This is a genomic window from Escherichia sp. WS3227_2, assembly GCF_046486495.1.
GTDB classification, from domain to species: domain Bacteria; phylum Pseudomonadota; class Gammaproteobacteria; order Enterobacterales; family Enterobacteriaceae; genus Escherichia; species Escherichia coli.
Genome location: NZ_JBJQLG010000010.1, coordinates 81912 through 100715, shown reverse-complemented (window position 1 = coordinate 100715; position 18804 = coordinate 81912). Strand labels below are relative to the sequence as shown.

Below are 18804 nucleotides of genomic sequence, written 5' to 3'. Positions count from 1 at the left end.
GGGTAACGCCAGTTCCCATCACATCAATGCTTCACAATATACATAGTCCGACTGTACGCCACATCTTCCGGGTTATTAATGGGATAACCTTTCAGCCACGGCTTGATTAATCGTCCATTGGTATATTGATAAATTGGTGCAATCGGTGCTTGCTCCATGAGAATTTTTTCTGCCGCATTGTAATCGGCATTACGCGCTTTAACGGTATTTTCCGTTGATGCCTGGGCCAGTACTTTGTCGTATGCCGGATTGTTAAAGCGTGAAATATTCCCTGAATGCGTTGACGTTAACAACGTAAGGAAAGTGGAGGGTTCATTATAATCCCCTACCCATGAGGCGCGGATAACATCAAAATTGCCGGTGTTACGGCTATCGATATAGGTTTTCCATTCCTGATTCTGCAATTTAACATCTACGCCAAGGTTCTTTTTCCACATCGATGCTACAGCAATCGCAATTTTTTGATGGTTTTCTGAAGTGTTATACAAAAGCGTCAGCTTCAGCGGTTTTTGCGGACCATAACCAGCTGCGCTCAACAAAGTTTTTGCCTGCGCATTCAGTTCTTCCTGACTCATTTGTTCAAACGGCGAAGGTTCCGGCGTAAATCCTGCAGTAACATCTGGTGTAAAATGCCACGCTGGCTTTTCGCCCGTCCCTAATACTTTTTCGGTCATCAGGCGGCGATCTATCGTCATACTTAATGCCAGACGAACGCGCTGATCTGCCGTCGGCCCTTTTTGCGTGTTAAACGCATAATAATAGGTCCCAAGCTGCGGCGGCGTATAAACCTGCCCCGGAATATCCTTCAACAGCTTCTGATACATATTTTTAGGGAAGGATTCAGTGATATCAATATCCCCCGCGAGATAACGCTTAGTGGCTGCGGATTCCTGATTAATTGGCAGGAAGGTCACTTTTTGCAGCACCGTTTTGGCGTTATCCCAATAATGGGTATTCGGTACCACGACCAGTTTTTCATTGACTACGCGCTCTTTAAGAACATAAGCGCCATTACCGATCAGTTTTCCGGGTTTCGTCCACTCTTTACTGCTTTCTACGTTGGCTTTTTGCACCGGGAAGAAGGCAAAGTTAGCGGTTAAATTCACAAACCACGGCAACGGTTTATCAAGCTGGATTTTCAAAGTATGGGCATCAACTGCGGTGACGCCAAGCTGGTCAGGCGTAGCTTTACCATCAATAATCGCCTGTGCGTTGTTAATTCCCGCCAGCGCGGCAAACCATGCAAATGGCGACAATGTTTTTGGGTCCACCAGACGTTGCCAGCTGTAGACAAAATCTTGCGCCGTTACCGGTGTGCCATCCGCCCATTTTGCGTTATCGCGTAGGGTAAAAGTCCAGATACGGTTGTCATTACTTTTCCACTGAGTCGCAACGCCGGGGACAATCTCCCCTTTCTCGTTCTGATTCACCAGTCCTTCAAACAGATCGCGAATGACCTGAATCTCTGGCAGCCCCACGGCTTTAGCGGGATCCAGCGACGCAGGCTCATCTTTAATGTGGCGCACCAGCTCCTGCTTCTCTGCCAGTACTGTGCCGCTCGGAACTTCTGCAGCATACGAAAGAGAAATGCTGCTGACCAACAGCGCACAACACGTGACTGAAACAGAGTGCTTCATAAGTTTCCCTCTAACCGACATTAAAATTGATGCGTAATTATTTGTTTCGCCTTAAAGAAATGCAAACAACTTCCATCAAAAAAGTGACAAAGGAAGCATCAAATGTTTTAAGTATCAATATATCAAATCAGATTTAGTGTAAATAATAGTCTCCAAAATGCGGTAAAGCACATAGAACTCCGAACACTACGTTCGGGCTTCGCACGTTCAAACCCGTTTTCGGTATCATAATCAGCATCTGTCGCCATTGTACGAAGAATAAAAAATAACCAAAACGTTGAAAAGAACTGAGAATACGTTAAGAGAAGAATTAAATTAATGTATCAGCAAGTAGTGCTAAACAGCACCTTTATACTTCAGCCTATCTATAAATAATGAGAATGCCGAGCCGGCATGTCGACGGTGTGGATAGTACAGGTGATAACCGGGTAAATCTGGTGTGAATTTATCCAAAACACGTATCAGTTTTTTTTCTTTAATAGCTCGCTCAACCTGATCATAAGGTAGATACGCCAATCCATGCCCATCAATTGCAGCATCAATGATCAGGTCTATCGTATTCAGTAAAAGCTGACCTTCCATGCGAACACGAACTTCACGTCCACCGCGTATTAATCTCCAGCGATTTGCTGTACCCGATGTGGGAAGATACAAATTAATTGCCTGATGATCTATTAATTGTGACACTGACGTTGGAGCACTTCGACGAGAAAAATAATCCGGTGAGCCAACAATAGCCATTGGTATATCTGGCCCGATTCGAATGGCGATCATATCTTTATCCATCTCTCCACCCAGACGGACGCCTGCATCAAAACGTTCAGAAACGACATCGGTCAAACCATAATCAATGGTAAGCTGGATATCAATTTCAGGATGCGATTTCAGGAATGTGCGCATAGCTGGTAACAATATCGTTTTTGCTGCATGTTCTACAGTAGTAATACGTATTGTCCCGGATGGGCGGTTCTGCAGATCGCTCAGGGATGTCAGGGCAGAATCTATGTCATGCAACATAGGGCCAAGAACAGACAAAAGATGCTCGCCCGCTTCAGTGGGTACAACGCTGCGCGTGGTTCGCGTCAGAAGCCGCAATCCCAATCGTTCTTCTATACGGCGCACTATCTGGCTTAAAGCTGACTGCGCCATGCTCAGGCGGGCTGCTGCGCGAGTGAAGCTACGCTCCTCTGCAACGACGACAAACGCCATCAGATCAGCGATTTCTTCACGCTTCATTCAGTATCTCCATACAATCTATTAATCATTTAAATGATAGGTCTAATCATGATTTTGGGTCTAATCAACTTAATGATCAATATCTATAGTGATATCACCAACCGTTAAAACGAACCGACAACTCCATGAGGAACGGAATGATGAATAATCAAGTCAGCTTCACTAACAGCAATAATCCAACCATCTCTTTGTCTGCAGTGATCTATTTCCCTCCAAAATTTGATGAAACCCGTCAGTATCCGGCAATTGTGGTATCTCACCCAGGTGGGGGCGTTAAAGAGCAAACGGCCGGAACCTATGCCGAAAAACTGGCGGAAAAGGGATTTGTCACTATTGCTTATGACGCATCTTATCAAGGTGAAAGCGGCGGCGAGCCGCGTCAGTTAGAAAACCCATACATTCGTACTGAAGACGTCAGTGCCGTGATTGATTACCTGACAACGCTTTCTTATGTCGACAATAGCCGAATTGGTGCGATGGGAATTTGTGCCGGTGCAGGATATACAGCCAATGCTGCAATTCAGGATCGCCGCATCAAGGCCATCGGTACTGTTAGTGCGGTCAATATTGGTTCGATGTTCCGTAATGGTTGGGAAAACAATGTGAAATCTATTGATGCCCTACCATACGTTGACGCGGGTTCAAACGCCCGAACCAGCGATATTAGCAGCGGAGAATACGCCACTATGCCACTGGCACCAATGAAGGAGTCCGATGCGCCGAACGAAGAACTGCGTCAGGCCTGGGAGTATTACCACACCCCTCGCGCGCAGTATCCAACAGCACCGGGTTACGCTACTTTGCGCAGCCTTAACCAGATTATTACCTATGATGCTTACCATATGGCGGAAGTGTACCTGACTCAGCCGATACAGATTGTGGCGGGCAGCCAGGCAGGGAGCAAATGGATGAGTGACGACCTGTACGATCGAGCATCAAGCCAGGATAAACGCTATCACATTGTTGAAGGCACAAACCATATGGATCTTTATGACGGCAAAGTCTATGTGGCTGAAGCAATTTCAGTATTAGCTCCGTTCTTTGAGGAAACTCTGTAATGAAACATATTCAAATCCGCAATAGTGATATGGCCTGGCATATTACTGCCAATAATCTGGGAAAAGTTTCATGAAAAATGTACTGATTCTTGGTGCTGGCGGTCAGATAGCCCGCCATGTGATTAATCAACTGGCAGATAAACAAACCATTAAACAAACTTTATTTGCCCGTCAGCCAGCAAAAATCCACAAACCCTATCCAACTAATAGCCAGATTATTATGGGGGATGTACTGAATCATGCAGCACTGAAGCTGGCCATGGAGGGACAGGATGTTGTGTATGCCAACCTTACGGGGGAAGATTTAGATATTCAGGCAAATTCAGTGATCGCTGCGATGAAAGCCTGTGATGTTAAACGTCTGATCTTTGTTCTTTCCCTCGGTATTTATGATGAAGTTCCAGGAAAATTTGGCGAATGGAATAATGCAGTTATTGGTGAGCCCCTAAAACCATTCCGCAGGGCTGCGGATGCAATTGAGGCTTCTGGACTGGAATATACAATTCTTCGCCCTGCCTGGCTGACTGATGAAGATATTATTGATTATGAGCTTACCTCACGCAATGAACCATTCAAAGGTACGATCGTATCACGTAAGAGTGTCGCAGCATTAATTACAGATATCATCGATAAACCTGAGAAACACATTGGTGAGAATATAGGCATCAATCAACCCGGGACTGATGGCGATAAGCCATTCTTCATGTAAATCAATTATATAGCTACCTTCGTACTGTACTATGTGCAGTACGATTTATTAAACTTATTAAGGTGAACTGATCAATCAGATGCGATTAACATGTGTAGAACCAGTAAGAATAAAATACGCCATGTATATAACATTACGACAATTCTAATATCTGCACATCAATGAAAATGCAAACAACTTTCGGCAAAAAAGTGATACAAGATCGATGACATAGCGTTGAAGAAAAGGATTTGATAATCCGCAAAATTTGCACAACACTGCCTGTAATACTTCCTGAACCAGAGACGATCATGACCGTAACCCGCCCACGCGCCGAACGCGGCGCATTTCCGCCCGGAACAGAACATTACGGGCGTTCATTATTGGGCGCGCCGTTAATCTGGTTTCCTGCCCCTGCAGCCAGCCGCGAAAGTGGTTTGATTCTGGCTGGCACTCACGGTGATGAAAACTCTTCGGTCGTCACGCTCTCCTGTGCTCTGCGGACGTTGACACCTTCTTTGCGCCGTCATCATGTGGTGCTGTGTGTGAATCCTGACGGCTGCCAGTTGGGGTTACGGGCCAATGCTAATGGTGTGGATTTAAACAGAAACTTTCCGGCGGCGAATTGGAAGGAAGGTGAAACCGTTTATCGCTGGAACAGCGCCGCTGAAGAACGTGATGTCGTATTGCTGACAGGTGACAAACCTGGCTCTGAACCTGAAACCCAGGCGCTGTGCCAGCTTATACACCGCATTCAACCCGCCTGGGTGGTCTCATTCCACGATCCGCTGGCCTGTATTGAAGATCCCAGACACAGCGATTTAGGCGAATGGCTGGCCCAGGCGTTTGAATTGCCTCTGGTAACCAGCGTCGGTTATGAAACACCTGGCTCTTTCGGTAGTTGGTGTGCAGATCTCAACTTGCATTGCATCACCGCAGAGTTTCCGCCCATCTCCTCCGACGAAGCCAGCGAAAAATATCTCTTTGCGATGGCAAACTTGCTGCGCTGGCATCCTAAAGATGCAATTCGCCCGTCGTGAACTGAAGCGCCGGTTCCACATCTACCGCCAGCCAGGTCGGTCCGTCAAGATCGGCGAAACTGACCTGCGGCACCAGCGGTAAAGCGGCGCTAATGGCACGAGAGGTACACAACATGCAGCCCAGCATCAGACTAAAACCTTGTGCACGTGCTTCAGTCGCCAGCGCCAGCGCTTCCGTCAGACCACCGGTTTTATCAAGCTTAATGTTAACCATCTCATAGCGCCCTTTCAGCGCCTTCAGATTGCTACGAGTATGACAACTTTCATCTGCGCAAATCGGTAACGGATGAATAAAATTCTCCAACGCCGCATCGTCCTGCGCAGGAAGCGGTTGTTCAAGCATCACAACGCCTAAATCCGCCAATAGCTGGCAACGCGCCGCCAACCCTTCTGCACGCCAGGATTCATTTGCATCAACGATCAGCGTCGCATCGGGCACAGCGGTGCGAATTGCCACCATCCGCTCACTGATAAGATGGTTATCCAGCTTCACTTTCAGTAATTTCGCGCCTGCCTGCCAGAGTGTTGATGCACTATTGGCCATCTGATCAGGCGTACCGATGACTACCGTCTGTGCAGTGATAACTGTCTCGGGAAGCGTTATGCCGATCAAATCAGCCAGCGATTGCTGCTGTTTTCGCGCCGCCAGATCCCACAATGCACAATCCAGCGCATTACGTGCTGCGCCGGCAGGGAGAATTTTTTGCAACTCCTCCCGTGTCAGCCCTTTCTCTAATTGCGGTACGACGCTCATAATTTGCGCCATTACCGAGGCATCACTTTCTCCATAACGCGGATACGGCGTGCATTCACCGGTGCCTTTAATACCTTCTTCTTCCAGTTCAACCACCACCACGCGCGCTTCACTGCGACTTCCCCGGGCAATCACAAACGGGGTATGTAAGGGCCAGGCTTCCTCAACTACCTTAACGGTTCTCATGTTTACTCCTTGTTGTCGCGGTGGTCTGCGGATTAAGCGCAAATAGCGTTTGCTGTGTTATTGACAGTTAGCATAAACTAGGTGTGACGTTAACTATATGTAAACAGGAAAGATAATCATGTCACAAACCGTTCATTTCCAGGGCAACCCGGTTACAGTCGCCAACTCCATCCCCCAGGCGGGTAGCAAAGCGCAGACTTTTACTCTCGTGGCAAAAGATCTGTCTGACGTCATCCTCGGTCAGTTTGCGGGTAAACGCAAAGTGCTGAACATTTTCCCGAGTATTGATACCGGTGTTTGCGCCGCATCAGTACGTAAGTTTAACCAACTGGCAACCGAGATCGACAACACCGTTGTGCTGTGTATCTCTGCCGATCTGCCGTTCGCCCAGTCTCGTTTCTGCGGCGCAGAAGGTCTGAACAACGTTATCACCCTCTCCACTTTCCGTAACGCTGAATTTCTGCAAGCCTACGGTGTGGCAATTGCTGATGGCCCACTGAAAGGTCTGGCAGCGCGTGCCGTTGTGGTTATTGATGAAAATGACAATGTGATTTTCAGCCAGCTGGTGGATGAAATCACCACCGAGCCGGATTACGAAGCAGCTCTGGCTGTACTGAAAGCATAAGTTAATATGCCTGATGGTGTTGCACCATCAGGCATATTCGCGCTTACTCTTCGTTCTTCTTCTGACTCAGACCGTATTCCCGCAACTTATTGGCAATCGCGGTATGCGAAACGCCGAGGCGTTTTGCCAGTTTGCGCGTGCTGGGATAATTGCGATAAAGCTGGGTTAATACCGAGCGTTCAAAACGGCTGGTGATTTCGTCCAGCGAACCTTCCATCGCATCTTCGCCCACGGCTACCGTTGCGGCGTCATAATCCGGTAACAAAATATCCTGTGGACGCAGCTCATAACCGTCCAGTTGTGTCAGTGCGCGATAAATAGCGTTCTTTAACTGCCGCACATTTCCCGGCCACGCATAACGCGTAAGTACAGTATTCAGGTCAGCGGCCAGTTTCGGACGCGGCACGCCCTGCTCGTCGGCAAAGCGGGCGACGAACAGCTCGGTTAACGGCATGATGTCCTGCGGACAGTCACGTAGCGGCGGCAGATTGAGCGTCAACACGTTCAGACGATAATAGAGATCTTCACGGAACACGCCTTTTTGCACCAGTTCGACCAGATTCTTCTGCGTAGCGCAAATCACCCGCACATCGACATGCACCTCATGGTCTTCGCCAACCCGACGGAAAGTGCCATCATTAAGGAAACGCAGTAATTTCGCCTGCATCCGTGGTGACATTTCCCCTATTTCATCCAACAGCACCGAACCACCGTTCGCCTGCTCAAAGAACCCTTTCTTCCCTTCCGGAGCATGACCAAACAGTTCACTCTCGACCGCATCTTCCGGTATAGACGCACAGTTCAGCGCCAGGTAAGGTTTGCTCGCTCTGGGGCTTGCCTGATGACAGGCATACGCAAAGAGATCTTTTCCGGTGCCGGTATCACCCGTAATCAGCAGCGGCGCGCTTAGCATCGCCAGTTTCTGCGCCTGTTCGACAACATGCTTCATTTTCGGGCTGACAGCGACAATTTGACTAAAGGCGCTGACGTCCTGGGCGGCGACATTTTGCAACTGACGGCCCATACGAATCGTTGATCGCAACATCACCACCGCACCGGTCAGGACGTGTTGATCATTTTCATCCTGAAGATAAACAGGCGTAATCTCCATCAGGAAATTCTGTCCATTAATAACGACATGCTCGTTATGGGAATCCTGCGGTTCGCTTTCCAGCCAGCGTAAAAAATTAAAGCCGTTAATCAATTGCGCGGCGGTATGGTTGCGCAGACGATCCAATTTTTGCCCAAAAAGCTGACAGCTCGCCGGGTTCGCCATATCCACTTTGCTTTTCATATCGACAGAGAGCACAGGTTCAGGCAACGCTTCCAGTAACGCGCTCAACGCCAGATGCTCACGTTCAGAAGGCATCCACGGGACAGTACGGACATCGGTAACACCTGCAATACGGCGTATTTCGGCCATCAGACTGCTGAAACTCTCAAACTCCAGTTCAGCAAAATTGAGGTAGATTCGCCCAATGGGGTCAATCTCAATACCGCGTAAATCAATGCCTCTTAGCACGAGTAGATCGAGTAATTCGCGGGTCAGACCGAGTCGGTCTTCACAAAAGACTTCCAGACGCATGGGAACCTTCACCTGAAAAAAGAACAATTAATATGATGATATGACACTATTTGGATAGCAGGAAGGTTTCTGTCAACAATCATTGACACAAAGACGGAAAAACGGGCACTTCGGCGTAAAGATATCCGGTCAGCACCCGATATTGCATTATTTTTCGCTGGGCGTTTTGCCTTTTTGCAGCGTCTCTTTCACCTGACCGATAAGCTGACGACGGAAATCCCCGAGGCGAGGTTTGTCATCGTCAATCCACGGCAGAGGGCGGCAAAGCTCCATAGCTTTAATCCCCAGTCGTGCCGTCAGAAGTCCTGCACCAATCCCCTGAGCTGCCCGGGTAGACAAACGCGCAGCGAGATCTTGCGACATCCAGTCCATCCCCACTTCACGCACCAGTTCGCTGGCTCCGGCGAAAGCGATATTCAGCAATACCAGCTTAAACAGGCGCAAACGGCTGTAATATCCCAGTTCAATGCCATACAGCGTGGCGATGCGATTAATCAAACGCAGATTGCGCCAGGCGATAAACGCCATATCCACCAGCGCCAGCGGGCTGACCGCAATCATCAACGTTGATTCCGCCGCCGAACGGCTGATTTCGCGCCGCGCCTGGGCATCTAAAACCGGCTGGACCAGATGAGCATACAGGCTGACCACTTCACGATCGTTTTGCGTTTCATGGATTGAGGCATACCAGCGTTGCAGTGCCGGATGCGACTGGTCGATGCCCGCCTGCTGCGCCAGTTTTTCGCAAAATGCGCGGCCTTTACCCGTGCCGTGACTGTGCAACAAATCGCGCGCTTCGTCGCGTTCATGGGCGCGCTGTCGCAAGCGCCATAAGCGCCGCCACTCTGTTACCACAGAACCTACGCCAGCGCCGATAATCAATGCCCCAGCGGCACATCCACCCAGCGCTACCCAATCCTGAGTTTGCCAGGCGTTCATTGTCCACTGCACGCCCTGCCCGACAACGCTTGCGCCAAACAGAGCCAACCCGCCCATCACCATTTTGCGCCACAGGCTGCGTTTCGGACGTAACGCTGCGTCCATCACCGCTTCAACTTGCCCCTCTTCTTCCTGCGCTTCGTCGAGCGTGGCCGGGGCAAAATTTTGCGCCTGATTTTCGTCAAAGGTCTGCTGCGCCCTGAATTTTGGATTCTGATCGACCTCCAGTGGACCGTCGAAATCAATACGTGGTTTTAACGGTTCGGTCATCGCAATTTATCTCCTATTAAAAATTCCAGCGCAGCATCAAGACGAATATGCGGCAGCGGTTTGTCGACATCCATCACCTGCGGACGAAACGCCTCAAACTGGAAGCCTTGCTTATCCCAGAACGCCTGACCAGGCAAACGTGCGGGAACTTCGCCAGGATAAACAGTGAGCGGTGCGCCATCGCTGAGTCGATTACCGCGCAGCGCCGGGATTTTCTCACCGTTAACATCAATAATGCCGCTGGTGGTCGCCTGAACTGACGCCAGCCCCAGGCAGTCCATGCTGATCCCTTCGAACGCTGCATTTTGCCAGGCATCCTGAATCAGTTGTTGCAGTAATGAAACCATATTGGCGTGCTGATCGATGGTCACATGGTCTGCTTTAGTCGCAGCAAACAATAGCTTATCGATAACCGGCGAAAACAAACGCCGGAACAGGGTTCGCTGCCCGTAGTGGAAACTTTGCATCAGCTGCGTCAGCGCCAGACGCATATCATTAAATGCCTGTGGCCCACTGTTGAGAGGCTGCAGGCAATCCACCAGCACAATCTGGCGGTCAAAGCGCAGAAAATGATTCTTATAGAACCCCTTCACCACTTTCTCGCAGTAATAATTAAACCGCTCGCGCAGCATTCCGGCATTGGTATGCTTATCGGCCTGCGCCAGTTTGGACTCGCCCCAGGCATCGACATCCGGCCACGGGAAGAATTGCAGCGCGGGTGCTCCTGCCATATCTCCCGGCAAGACAAAGCGCCCAGGCTGAATAAAGTGCAACCCCTGCTGTTTGCAGTGGTGGAGATACTCGGTCCAGGCGGCGGCAATGTCTGCCAGCCGGTTTTCGTCGGCAGGCGCTAGCGGGTCCAGCCCTTCGCACATCATTCGCCATTTCGCCGACCATTCGCCGCGCTGACCATTGAGTAAGCCCGTCATCTGGCGCGACCAGCTTAAATAGTCCTGCGCCAGCATCGGCAGGTCGAGCAACCATTCGCCGGGGTAATCCACAATTTCCAGATACAGCGTGGAGGTGTCCTTAAAGTGGCGTAGCAGCGAATCGTTCGATTTAAAACGTAACGCCAGGCGAATTTCACTGACGCCGCGCGTAGGCGTCGGCCAGGCGGGAGGATCGCCATATAACTGCGCCAACCCTTCATCATAGGTGAAGCGCGGAATGCCAAAGTCACGCTGGGGAATGCGTTTTACGCCCAGCAGGCGCTCTTCACGCACCGCACTTAAAAGCGGCAAACGTGCTCCGGCATGAATATTGAGCAACTGATTAACCATCGCGGTGATAAACGCTGTTTTGCCGCTGCGGCTAAGTCCGGTTACAGCGAGGCGCAGATGTCTGTCGACACCCCGATTCACCAGCGCATTAAGTTCATTTTTAAGTCGCTTCATTGCTGTCCTGTGCCAGAAAGCTGTAGAAAGGATTAGATACTGGAGATAATAATGTGGGTTAATTTTGATTTATCAAATGAATAAGCGGCGTTGTTTACACCGCTCAATAAGTAATTTGTTAACCTTTGACCTTCGGCATTGCGATGTCTTTCAGGCCACCGGCGTTCTCAACGTGGGTATATCCCATCTCGCTAAGGATCTCTTTTGCCTGCCCTGACTGGCGTCCGGCATTGCAATACACTTTCACGGTGTCGTTTTTATCCGGAACGGCGGTGGCAATGCGCTCTTTTACTTCCTTCAGGGGAATATTGATGGCCCCCTGAACGTGCTCTTGCTGATACTGCTCTGGAACACGAACATCGATCCAGTGTTCAGCGGCGAAAACGGGCAGTGAAAACACCAGTGTCAGAGCAAGTAAGCCTTTTTTAAACATGTAAGCGTCCTTCTATGGATGAAAATTGCCATCCATAATATGCCTTAGCTTTAACAATTTTTGCGAAACTCCCCTCACCTTTTATAACGCTGCGCCAGTTTATTGGCAGCCCGACTTAACAGCGGTTCCAGCGCCACGGCCAGCAACATTTTCAGTGGTCGGCGAGCAACTGATTTTATCGCCCAGCCAGCTACACCCGCCGGGCCATAGCGCAGTGCGGTAAGAAGTACCAGCTTGCCTGCTAATTTGAAACCAGGCTTCACCTTTTGCCCGGCCTGTTGCCAGCGAATATTCATAACTTTCCTCACAGTTGACGGAAACGGCTACGTAACGTGAAAGTATCGGAAGTGACATAACGTTCCATCTCGCGTAAACGCGTTTCACTTGCCGCCAGTTCACGGTCGACTTCATCCAGCAATTCACTGCTGGAAGGTAGCTGCTCACCAAAGGCCATGTTGTCCGGCATTGGATCAAGCGCAAATGACAAAATGATGTAAGCAACCAGGGTAAACAGCGCCAGACCGAAGAAAATCGACAGCACCACCAGAATACGCACCAGTTTTACCGGTACATCAAAATAGTTGGCAATCCCGGCGCAAACGCCGCGTACCATGCCCTGCTGCGGAATACGCCATAATTTTTTATTGAGATTAATGCCCGCCATTAGCGATCCCTCCAGTTCGGATGTTCTGCATCAAGAATAGATTCCAGCGCCTGAATACGTTCGCGCATCCGTTTTGCTTCATCAGCCAGTTGCGCTAATCGCTGCTGCTCACTTTGCGACAATTCACTGCGACCAGAACGATTGCTGTAATGCAGCCATAACCAGATCGGTAAAACAAACAGCACAAAAATGGTTAACGGAATAGCCAGAAATAGCGCGCTCATAAGGACTCCTTAGACGATGAGCGGCGGCGCGTTCGGACGCCGCCTGGATGTTATTATTGATTGTCTTGCTTCATTTTGGCTTTTAATTGTGCCAGTTGCTCGCTGATTGCATCATCGGCTTTCAGTTCGGCAAACTGATCGTCCAGCGATTTTTGTTTACCGAAGCTGTGGCTTTCTGCTTCCGCTTCCATCTGGTCAATTCGACGTTCGAAAGATTCGAAACGAGCCATTGCTTCATCCAGTTTGCCACTGTCCAGCTGACGACGCACATCGCGCGACGAGTTTGCCGCCTGATGGCGTAACATCAATGCCTGCTGGCGAGCGCGTGTTTCGCTCAATTTGTTTTCCAGCTCGCCGATCTCTTTCTTCATGCGTGCCAGCGTATCGTCCACCAGCGTCACTTCATGTTCCAGGCTCTTAATCAGATCGGTCAGTTTCTGTTTTTCAATTAACGCCGCACGCGCCAGATCCTCTCTCTCTTTCAGCAGCGCCAGTTCGGCTTTTTCCTGCCATTCAACTTCACGCGCCGACGCTTGTTCAATACGGCGAGTCAGCTGTTTCTTTTCTGCCAGCGCACGCGCCGAAGTAGAACGCACTTCAACCAATGTATCTTCCATCTCCTGGATCATCAGACGCACCAGTTTCTGTGGATCTTCCGCTTTCTCTAACAGAGCGTTGATGTTGGCATTCACGATGTCGGCAAAGCGAGAAAAAATACCCATAATGTTGTCCTCTTGATTTCTGCGTTCAGGATTGTCCTGCTGAACTATTAATACAATTTGCGTGCCAATTTTTTATCTTTTTGATTTATAAAGATCTGATTGAAGAATCAACAGCAACATGCCAGGATGAGTTAGCGAATTACACTAACAAGTGGCGAATTTCATCATGGCAGAATACAAAGATAATTTACTCGGTGAGGCGAACAGCTTTCTCGAAGTGCTGGAACAGGTTTCGCATCTCGCACCGCTGGACAAACCGGTGCTCATCATCGGCGAGCGCGGCACAGGTAAAGAGCTGATTGCCAGCCGTCTGCATTATCTCTCCTCCCGTTGGCAGGGGCCGTTTATTTCCCTTAACTGCGCGGCGTTAAATGAAAATCTGCTGGATTCCGAACTGTTTGGTCACGAAGCGGGCGCGTTTACCGGTGCGCAAAAACGTCATCCAGGGAGATTTGAACGTGCCGACGGCGGTACGCTATTTCTTGATGAACTCGCTACGGCACCGATGATGGTGCAGGAGAAATTATTGCGCGTGATTGAGTACGGTGAACTGGAGCGCGTTGGCGGCAGCCAGCCATTGCAGGTGAATGTGCGGTTGGTATGCGCGACGAATGCCGATCTCCCGGCGATGGTCAATGAAGGTACTTTTCGCGCTGACCTGCTCGACCGGCTGGCTTTCGATGTAGTGCAACTGCCGCCCCTGCGCGAGCGCGAAAGCGACATTATGCTGATGGCAGAACACTTTGCCATTCAGATGTGTCGGGAAATCAAGCTGCCTCTGTTCCCGGGGTTTACGGAGCGCGCCAGAGAAACATTGCTGAATTATCGCTGGCCGGGAAATATTCGTGAATTGAAAAACGTGGTGGAACGTTCGGTGTATCGCCACGGCACCAGCGATTATCCGCTTGATGACATTATTATTGATCCCTTTAAACGGCGTCCGCCTGAAGACGCTATCGCCGTTTCAGAAACCACCTCGCTTCCAACGCTGCCGCTGGATTTACGTGAGTTTCAGATGCAGCAGGAAAAAGAGTTGCTGCAACTCAGTTTGCAACAAGGGAAATATAACCAGAAGCGCGCGGCTGAATTACTTGGGTTAACCTATCATCAGTTCCGCGCGTTGTTGAAAAAGCACCAGATTTAGCGAAGTTGGGCAATACAACTTGCCGGATGCGGCGTGAACGCCTTATCCGGCATACATAATCAATACGTTGTTTGCAGGCCTGATAAGCGCAGCGCATCAGACATTATTGCGTTGGGCTATTAATCGCTCAGCGCATCCTGCAAAATTTTCATTGCCTCATCGAATTGCGCATCCGGGATGGTCAGCGGATACAGGAAGCGAATCACGTTGCCGTATGCGCCACAGGTCAGCAGGAGCAGCCCCTGCGCCAGCGCGCGTTGCTGGATTTTCTGTGCAATCGCCGCTGACGGCTCGCCCGTTTGCGGATCGTTAAACTCTACCGCAATCATAGACCCCAGACCGCGTACTGCCGCGATGGCCGGAACGCTTTCTTTGGCAACAATCAGCGTGTTTGTCAGACGCTGGCCCAGTTTATTCGCGCGTTCGCAGAGTGATTCTTTGTCGATAATGTTGAGCACAGCATGCGCGGCGGCTACTGCCAGCGGGTTACCGGCGTAGGTGCCGCCAAGCCCGCCCGGCGCGGGCGCGTCCATAATATTCGCGTTACCGACCACGCCCGAAAGCGGCATCCCGCCCGCCAGGCTTTTCGCCATCGTCATTAAGTCCGGCTTATCGGCGTAATGATCCATGGCAAACATTTTACCGGTACGCGCAAAGCCGCTTTGCACTTCATCGGCAATCATCACAATGCCGTGCTCGTCGCACAGGCGGCGAATGGCGGCAACCAGCTCTTTTGGTGCAACGTTGAAACCGCCTTCACCCTGCACCGGTTCGAAAATAATCGCCGCCACCTGCTTCGCTTCAATGTCCGATTTAAACAAGCGTTCGATGGCGTCGAGGGAGTCCTGCGTTGAAACGCCATGTAAATCTGACGGATAAGGTACGTGATACACCGAACCGGGGAACGGGCCGAAGCCGATTTTGTACGGCGCGACCTTTCCGGTCAGCGCCATGGTCATATATGTACGACCGTGGAAGCCGCCGCTAAACGCAATCACGCCAGGGCGTCCGGTATGGGCGCGGGCGATTTTCACCGCGTTCTCAACCGCTTCCGCACCGGTGGTGAAGAACGCAGTTTTAGCCTGCCCGCTCACCGGGGCAAGGGCGTTAATTTTCTCCGCCAGCGTGACGTAGCTTTCGTACGGCACAATCTGATACGCCGTGTGGGTAAACTGTTGCAATTGCTGCTCCACCGCCGCGACCAGATCAGGGTGGCGATGCCCGGTATTCAGCACCGCAATGCCTGCGGCGAAATCGATGTATTCGTTGCCCTCTACGTCCTTCAGCGTAGCGTTTTCTGCCGACTGGGCGAAGAAGTTACACATCACGCCAACCCCGCGAGGGGTAGCAGAAAGACGACGCTGATGGAATTCATTGTTGCTCATGTTTCACACCTTTTGACTCTTCACTGTTAATCGGAAATTAAACGCCCAGACGATCGCGCAGGCTGTAATAAGCCGCGCCCATCGCGGTAAACGGAACGCGCAGCGTGCGCCCGCCGGGGAACGGGTAATGCGGCAGATTGGCGAAGGCGTCGAAACGCTCGGCGTCACCGCGCAGCAGTTCAGCAATCAAACGCCCGGCGAGGTGGGTACAGGTGACGCCGTGGCCGCTGTAGCCCTGCATGTAGTAGATGTTGGTATCGAGGCGACCGAACTGCGGCATGCGCGACAAGGTCAGCAGGAAGTTGCCCGTCCAGCGGTAATCAATTTTCACGCCCTTCAGCTGCGGGAAGGTTTTCAGCAGTTTCGGCACCACAAGGCGCTCAACGTCATCCGGGTCGCGCGCGCCGTAGACCACGCCGCCGCCGTACAGCAGGCGGTTATCGGCGGTAAGACGGTAGTAATCAAGCAGATAGTTACAGTCTTCAACGCAGTAGTTTTTCGGGATCAGCGAACGGGCTAAATCTTCCGACAGCCGCTCGGTGGTGATCACCTGCGTGCCGCACGGCATGCTGCGTTTCGCTAGTTCCGGCTCTACTTTATCGCCCAGATACGCATTCCCGGCGACAATCACATACTTCGCCGTCACCTGACCATTGGCAGTCCGCACCACGGCTGGCGTGGTGTGCTGGATCTGCGTCACGGCGGAAAGCTCATACACGCGCCCTCCGTTCAGGCGGATGGCATCGGCTTCACCAATGGCGAGGTTTAGCGGGTGAATATGCCCACCGCTGTGATCCAGCAGCGCACCAGTGTAGCGATCGCTGGCGACCTCGCGGCGAATAGCGTTGGCGTCCAGCAGCTCCAGCTGTTTATTGCCGTAGCGTTCCCAGTTCTCTTTCTGCTCTTCGAGTGTGGCGAGTTGTTTATCATTCATCGCCACAAACAGGCCGCCGGGGCGATAGTCGCAGTCAATCTGATAACGTTTGATACGTTCTCGGATGATCTCGCCACCCTCGAACATCATGCTGCCGAGCATACGGGCGGTATCCATGCCGTAGCTTTTTTCGATCACGTCGATGTCGCGGCTGTAGGAGTTCACAAGCTGCCCGCCATTGCGTCCGCTTGCGCCGAAGCCGATGCGTGAGGCTTCAAGAACCACCACGTCAAAGCCCGCTTCCGCCAGATGCAGCGCGGAGGAAAGCCCGGTATAGCCGCCGCCAACCACGCAAACATCGCAGGAAATCGACTCATTCAGTGTGTCGAATGGCGCGTATTTATTCGCACTGGCGGCGTAATAACTGCTGGTATGTTCGGTCATTTCAGGCCTCCAGGCTTATCCAGATAGTTTTCAGTTCAGTGAATTTTTCAAGGGCGTGCAGGGATTTGTCGCGACCGTTGCCGCTCTGCTTATAGCCGCCAAACGGCACGGTCATATCGCCGTCGTTGTAGTTATTGACAAAGACGGAACCGGCTTTCAGGCGACGGCTCATGCGGTGCGCGCGGGAGAGGTCGCGCGTCCATACCGCCGCGCCGAGGCCGTACTGGCTGTCGTTAGCAAGCTGAAGCGCCTGATCTTCTGATGTGAAACGCGTGACCACCAACACCGGGCCGAAAATCTCTTCGCGGCTTAAGGACGCATTCGGGTCTACGTCTACAAAGATCGTCGGGCCGATGGCGGCAGCCAGCTCGGCGTTACGGCCATCCAGCAGCAGTTGCCCTTTGCCTTCGCCTTCACGAATAAAGCTATGCACCGAGTCGGCGTGGGCGCAGTCGATTAAGGTGCCCATGGTGGTTGCGGGATCAAGTGGATGGCCCGGCTGCCAGTTTTGCGCCTGCTGTTTTAACAGGGCTAAGAATTCATCGGCGATGCTCTCTTCCAGCAACAAACGCGTTCCGGCGATGCATACCTGGCCCTGGTTGTAGAAAATGCCTGCGGCGGTGGCGCTTGCCGCCTGTTGCAAATTCGGGCAGTCGGCGAAAACGATGTTGGCGCTTTTGCCGCCCGCCTCCAGCCAGACGCGTTTCATGTTGCTGTCGCCCGCGTCCTTCAGCAGCTGTTTCCCGGTGCGGGTTGAGCCAGTAAAGGCAATGGCATCGATATCGTTATGGCGCGAAAGCGCCTGCCCGGCTTCATGACCAAAACCCGTCACCACGTTCAACACACCATCCGGCAGCCCCGCTTCTTTCGCCAGCCCCGCGAGACGAATCGCACTGAGCGGTGATTTTTCAGACGGTTTTAGGATCACGCTGTTTCCCGCCGCCAGCGCCGGGCCGAGTTTCCAGCAAGTCAGCAGCAGCGGGAAGTTCCACGGCACGATGGCGGCAATCACGCCGACCGGTTCACGCACGATCATCGCCAGCTCATGGCTACTGGTGGTCGCCACTTCGCCATACACTTTGTCGATAGCCTCGGCGTACCAGCGAATGGCGCGCGCCGCGCCGGGAATATCATCACGCAGGCTGTGACGAATCGGTTTGCCGGTGTCAAGCGTTTCCAGCAGCGCCAGTTCTTCAGCGTTAGCTTCCATTAAATCGGCGAGTTTATTCAGCACCGCTTTACGCTTAGCCGGAGAAGAGAGTGACCAGTCGCCACGTTCAAACACGCCGCGTGCTGCGCTCACCGCACGGTCAATATCGACGCTCTTGCCGCGGGCAATATTCGCCAGCGGTGCCTGGGTGACCGGATCAACGGTTTCAAAAGTTTCATTTTCCGCCGCAGCAGTATATTCACCGTTAATAAATAAGCGGGTTTCAATGGCGAGACTTAACGCTTTATCCTGCCAGTAAGCCAGATGATGAAAATTCATTATGACTCCTGTT

General features: G+C 51.5%; 19 protein-coding genes. 5 read left to right on the top strand and 14 right to left on the bottom strand.

What is annotated here, in order from left to right; translation table 11 throughout:
• Positions 1 to 23: 23 nt before the first annotated feature.
• Together mppA and pgrR are read right to left on the bottom strand one after the other, a co-directional pair.
• Entirely contained in the window at positions 24 to 1637 is a 1614-nt protein-coding gene (mppA, locus tag ACJHXB_RS15655; RefSeq protein ID WP_000683027.1) for a murein tripeptide ABC transporter substrate-binding protein MppA, read from the bottom strand.
• A gap of 336 nt (positions 1638 to 1973) precedes the next feature.
• On the bottom strand, positions 1974 to 2873 hold the full coding sequence (gene pgrR, locus ACJHXB_RS15650) for a DNA-binding transcriptional regulator PgrR (RefSeq protein WP_000817700.1): 900 nt from the start codon (positions 2871 to 2873) through the stop codon (positions 1974 to 1976).
• 137 nt (positions 2874 to 3010) lie between these two features.
• Here pgrR and ACJHXB_RS15645 point away from each other — a divergent pair, with 137 nt between their 5' ends.
• The 3 genes from ACJHXB_RS15645 (at position 3011) to mpaA (ending at position 5659) form a co-directional block, all read left to right on the top strand.
• Complete coding sequence (locus tag ACJHXB_RS15645) at positions 3011 to 3931, top strand: alpha/beta hydrolase (RefSeq protein ID WP_001605344.1); 921 nt, start codon at positions 3011 to 3013, stop codon at positions 3929 to 3931.
• A gap of 70 nt (positions 3932 to 4001) precedes the next feature.
• Entirely contained in the window at positions 4002 to 4640 is a 639-nt protein-coding gene (locus tag ACJHXB_RS15640; RefSeq protein ID WP_000800181.1) for an SDR family oxidoreductase, read from the top strand.
• Between the two features lie 290 nt (positions 4641 to 4930).
• On the top strand, positions 4931 to 5659 hold the full coding sequence (gene mpaA / locus ACJHXB_RS15635; RefSeq protein WP_001469237.1) for a murein tripeptide amidase MpaA: 729 nt from the start codon (positions 4931 to 4933) through the stop codon (positions 5657 to 5659).
• Here the strand turns inward: mpaA and ycjG are convergent.
• Positions 5634 to 6599 (bottom strand): L-Ala-D/L-Glu epimerase, encoded by a 966-nt coding sequence (ycjG, locus tag ACJHXB_RS15630; protein WP_001469238.1) that lies wholly within the window; start codon positions 6597 to 6599, stop codon positions 5634 to 5636. The two genes, mpaA and ycjG, sit on opposite strands and share 26 nt — an antisense overlap.
• Positions 6600 to 6717: 118 nt before the next feature.
• Between ycjG and tpx the strand changes: the two genes are divergently transcribed.
• Entirely contained in the window at positions 6718 to 7224 is a 507-nt protein-coding gene (gene tpx, locus ACJHXB_RS15625) for a thiol peroxidase (RefSeq protein WP_000084380.1), read from the top strand.
• Between the two features lie 43 nt (positions 7225 to 7267).
• Here the strand turns inward: tpx and tyrR are convergent, their stop codons facing one another.
• From tyrR to pspA, 8 genes are all read right to left on the bottom strand, one after another.
• Positions 7268 to 8809: a transcriptional regulator TyrR gene (tyrR, locus tag ACJHXB_RS15620; RefSeq protein WP_001296041.1), complete on the bottom strand. Its 1542-nt coding sequence runs from the start codon at positions 8807 to 8809 to the stop codon at positions 7268 to 7270.
• Between the two features lie 147 nt (positions 8810 to 8956).
• Positions 8957 to 10018, bottom strand: a complete 1062-nt coding sequence (locus ACJHXB_RS15615) for a YcjF family protein (protein WP_000138728.1) — start codon at positions 10016 to 10018, stop codon at positions 8957 to 8959.
• Entirely contained in the window at positions 10015 to 11412 is a 1398-nt protein-coding gene (locus tag ACJHXB_RS15610) for a YcjX family protein (RefSeq protein WP_000825768.1), read from the bottom strand. The genes ACJHXB_RS15615 and ACJHXB_RS15610 overlap by 4 nt, the downstream gene beginning before the upstream one ends.
• A gap of 118 nt (positions 11413 to 11530) precedes the next feature.
• Complete coding sequence (gene pspE / locus ACJHXB_RS15605) at positions 11531 to 11845, bottom strand: thiosulfate sulfurtransferase PspE (RefSeq protein ID WP_000473128.1); 315 nt, start codon at positions 11843 to 11845, stop codon at positions 11531 to 11533.
• A 74-nt stretch (positions 11846 to 11919) separates the two neighbouring features.
• Complete coding sequence (gene pspD, locus ACJHXB_RS15600) at positions 11920 to 12141, bottom strand: phage shock protein PspD (protein ID WP_001469239.1); 222 nt, start codon at positions 12139 to 12141, stop codon at positions 11920 to 11922.
• Positions 12142 to 12149: 8 nt separating this feature from the next.
• The gene (pspC, locus tag ACJHXB_RS15595; protein ID WP_000907387.1) at positions 12150 to 12509 is read right to left on the bottom strand and encodes an envelope stress response membrane protein PspC; all 360 of its coding nucleotides are present in this window, start codon (positions 12507 to 12509) and stop codon (positions 12150 to 12152) included.
• Positions 12509 to 12733 carry an envelope stress response membrane protein PspB gene (gene pspB / locus ACJHXB_RS15590; protein ID WP_001274963.1) on the bottom strand — a complete coding sequence of 75 codons (225 nt, stop codon included), beginning with the start codon at positions 12731 to 12733 and terminating at the stop codon, positions 12509 to 12511. Before pspB ends, pspC begins: the two co-directional genes overlap by 1 nt.
• Positions 12734 to 12786: 53 nt before the next feature.
• Positions 12787 to 13455, bottom strand: a complete 669-nt coding sequence (gene pspA, locus ACJHXB_RS15585) for a phage shock protein PspA (RefSeq protein ID WP_000511025.1) — start codon at positions 13453 to 13455, stop codon at positions 12787 to 12789.
• A 166-nt stretch (positions 13456 to 13621) separates the two neighbouring features.
• On the opposite strand from pspA, the gene pspF reads away from it, so the two are divergent.
• Entirely contained in the window at positions 13622 to 14599 is a 978-nt protein-coding gene (gene pspF / locus ACJHXB_RS15580) for a phage shock protein operon transcriptional activator (RefSeq protein WP_000852835.1), read from the top strand.
• Between the two features lie 119 nt (positions 14600 to 14718).
• Here the strand turns inward: pspF and puuE are convergent, their stop codons facing one another.
• The 3 genes from puuE to puuC are packed head-to-tail and all read right to left on the bottom strand — an operon-like array spanning position 14719 to position 18791.
• A complete protein-coding gene (puuE, locus tag ACJHXB_RS15575) occupies positions 14719 to 15984 on the bottom strand; it encodes a 4-aminobutyrate transaminase (RefSeq protein ID WP_000069240.1) in 1266 nt (421 codons plus the stop codon).
• 37 nt (positions 15985 to 16021) lie between these two features.
• The gene (gene puuB, locus ACJHXB_RS15570) at positions 16022 to 17302 is read right to left on the bottom strand and encodes a gamma-glutamylputrescine oxidase (protein WP_000134848.1); all 1281 of its coding nucleotides are present in this window, start codon (positions 17300 to 17302) and stop codon (positions 16022 to 16024) included.
• A gap of 1 nt (position 17303) precedes the next feature.
• Positions 17304 to 18791 (bottom strand): aldehyde dehydrogenase PuuC, encoded by a 1488-nt coding sequence (puuC, locus tag ACJHXB_RS15565; RefSeq protein WP_001009163.1) that lies wholly within the window; start codon positions 18789 to 18791, stop codon positions 17304 to 17306.
• Between the last annotated feature and the right edge of the window lie 13 nt (positions 18792 to 18804).

What these genes read in the sequence shown, in the direction of transcription:
- pspC (WP_000907387.1), bottom strand. Translation starts at nt 12,509, where the DNA reads ATGGCGGGCATTAATCTCAATAAAAAATTATGGCGTATTCCGCAGCAG.
- mpaA (WP_001469237.1), top strand. Translation starts at nt 4,931, where the DNA reads ATGACCGTAACCCGCCCACGCGCCGAACGCGGCGCATTTCCGCCCGGA.
- tyrR (WP_001296041.1), bottom strand. Translation starts at nt 8,809, where the DNA reads ATGCGTCTGGAAGTCTTTTGTGAAGACCGACTCGGTCTGACCCGCGAA.
- ACJHXB_RS15610 (WP_000825768.1), bottom strand. Translation starts at nt 11,412, where the DNA reads ATGAAGCGACTTAAAAATGAACTTAATGCGCTGGTGAATCGGGGTGTC.
- puuE (WP_000069240.1), bottom strand. Translation starts at nt 15,984, where the DNA reads ATGAGCAACAATGAATTCCATCAGCGTCGTCTTTCTGCTACCCCTCGC.
- ACJHXB_RS15615 (WP_000138728.1), bottom strand. Translation starts at nt 10,018, where the DNA reads ATGACCGAACCGTTAAAACCACGTATTGATTTCGACGGTCCACTGGAG.
- puuC (WP_001009163.1), bottom strand. Translation starts at nt 18,791, where the DNA reads ATGAATTTTCATCATCTGGCTTACTGGCAGGATAAAGCGTTAAGTCTC.
- ACJHXB_RS15640 (WP_000800181.1), top strand. Translation starts at nt 4,002, where the DNA reads ATGAAAAATGTACTGATTCTTGGTGCTGGCGGTCAGATAGCCCGCCAT.
- ycjG (WP_001469238.1), bottom strand. Translation starts at nt 6,599, where the DNA reads ATGAGAACCGTTAAGGTAGTTGAGGAAGCCTGGCCCTTACATACCCCG.
- tpx (WP_000084380.1), top strand. Translation starts at nt 6,718, where the DNA reads ATGTCACAAACCGTTCATTTCCAGGGCAACCCGGTTACAGTCGCCAAC.
- pspE (WP_000473128.1), bottom strand. Translation starts at nt 11,845, where the DNA reads ATGTTTAAAAAAGGCTTACTTGCTCTGACACTGGTGTTTTCACTGCCC.
- pspB (WP_001274963.1), bottom strand. Translation starts at nt 12,733, where the DNA reads ATGAGCGCGCTATTTCTGGCTATTCCGTTAACCATTTTTGTGCTGTTT.
- ACJHXB_RS15645 (WP_001605344.1), top strand. Translation starts at nt 3,011, where the DNA reads ATGATGAATAATCAAGTCAGCTTCACTAACAGCAATAATCCAACCATC.
- pgrR (WP_000817700.1), bottom strand. Translation starts at nt 2,873, where the DNA reads ATGAAGCGTGAAGAAATCGCTGATCTGATGGCGTTTGTCGTCGTTGCA.
- pspF (WP_000852835.1), top strand. Translation starts at nt 13,622, where the DNA reads ATGGCAGAATACAAAGATAATTTACTCGGTGAGGCGAACAGCTTTCTC.
- pspA (WP_000511025.1), bottom strand. Translation starts at nt 13,455, where the DNA reads ATGGGTATTTTTTCTCGCTTTGCCGACATCGTGAATGCCAACATCAAC.
- mppA (WP_000683027.1), bottom strand. Translation starts at nt 1,637, where the DNA reads ATGAAGCACTCTGTTTCAGTCACGTGTTGTGCGCTGTTGGTCAGCAGC.
- puuB (WP_000134848.1), bottom strand. Translation starts at nt 17,302, where the DNA reads ATGACCGAACATACCAGCAGTTATTACGCCGCCAGTGCGAATAAATAC.
- pspD (WP_001469239.1), bottom strand. Translation starts at nt 12,141, where the DNA reads ATGAATATTCGCTGGCAACAGGCCGGGCAAAAGGTGAAGCCTGGTTTC.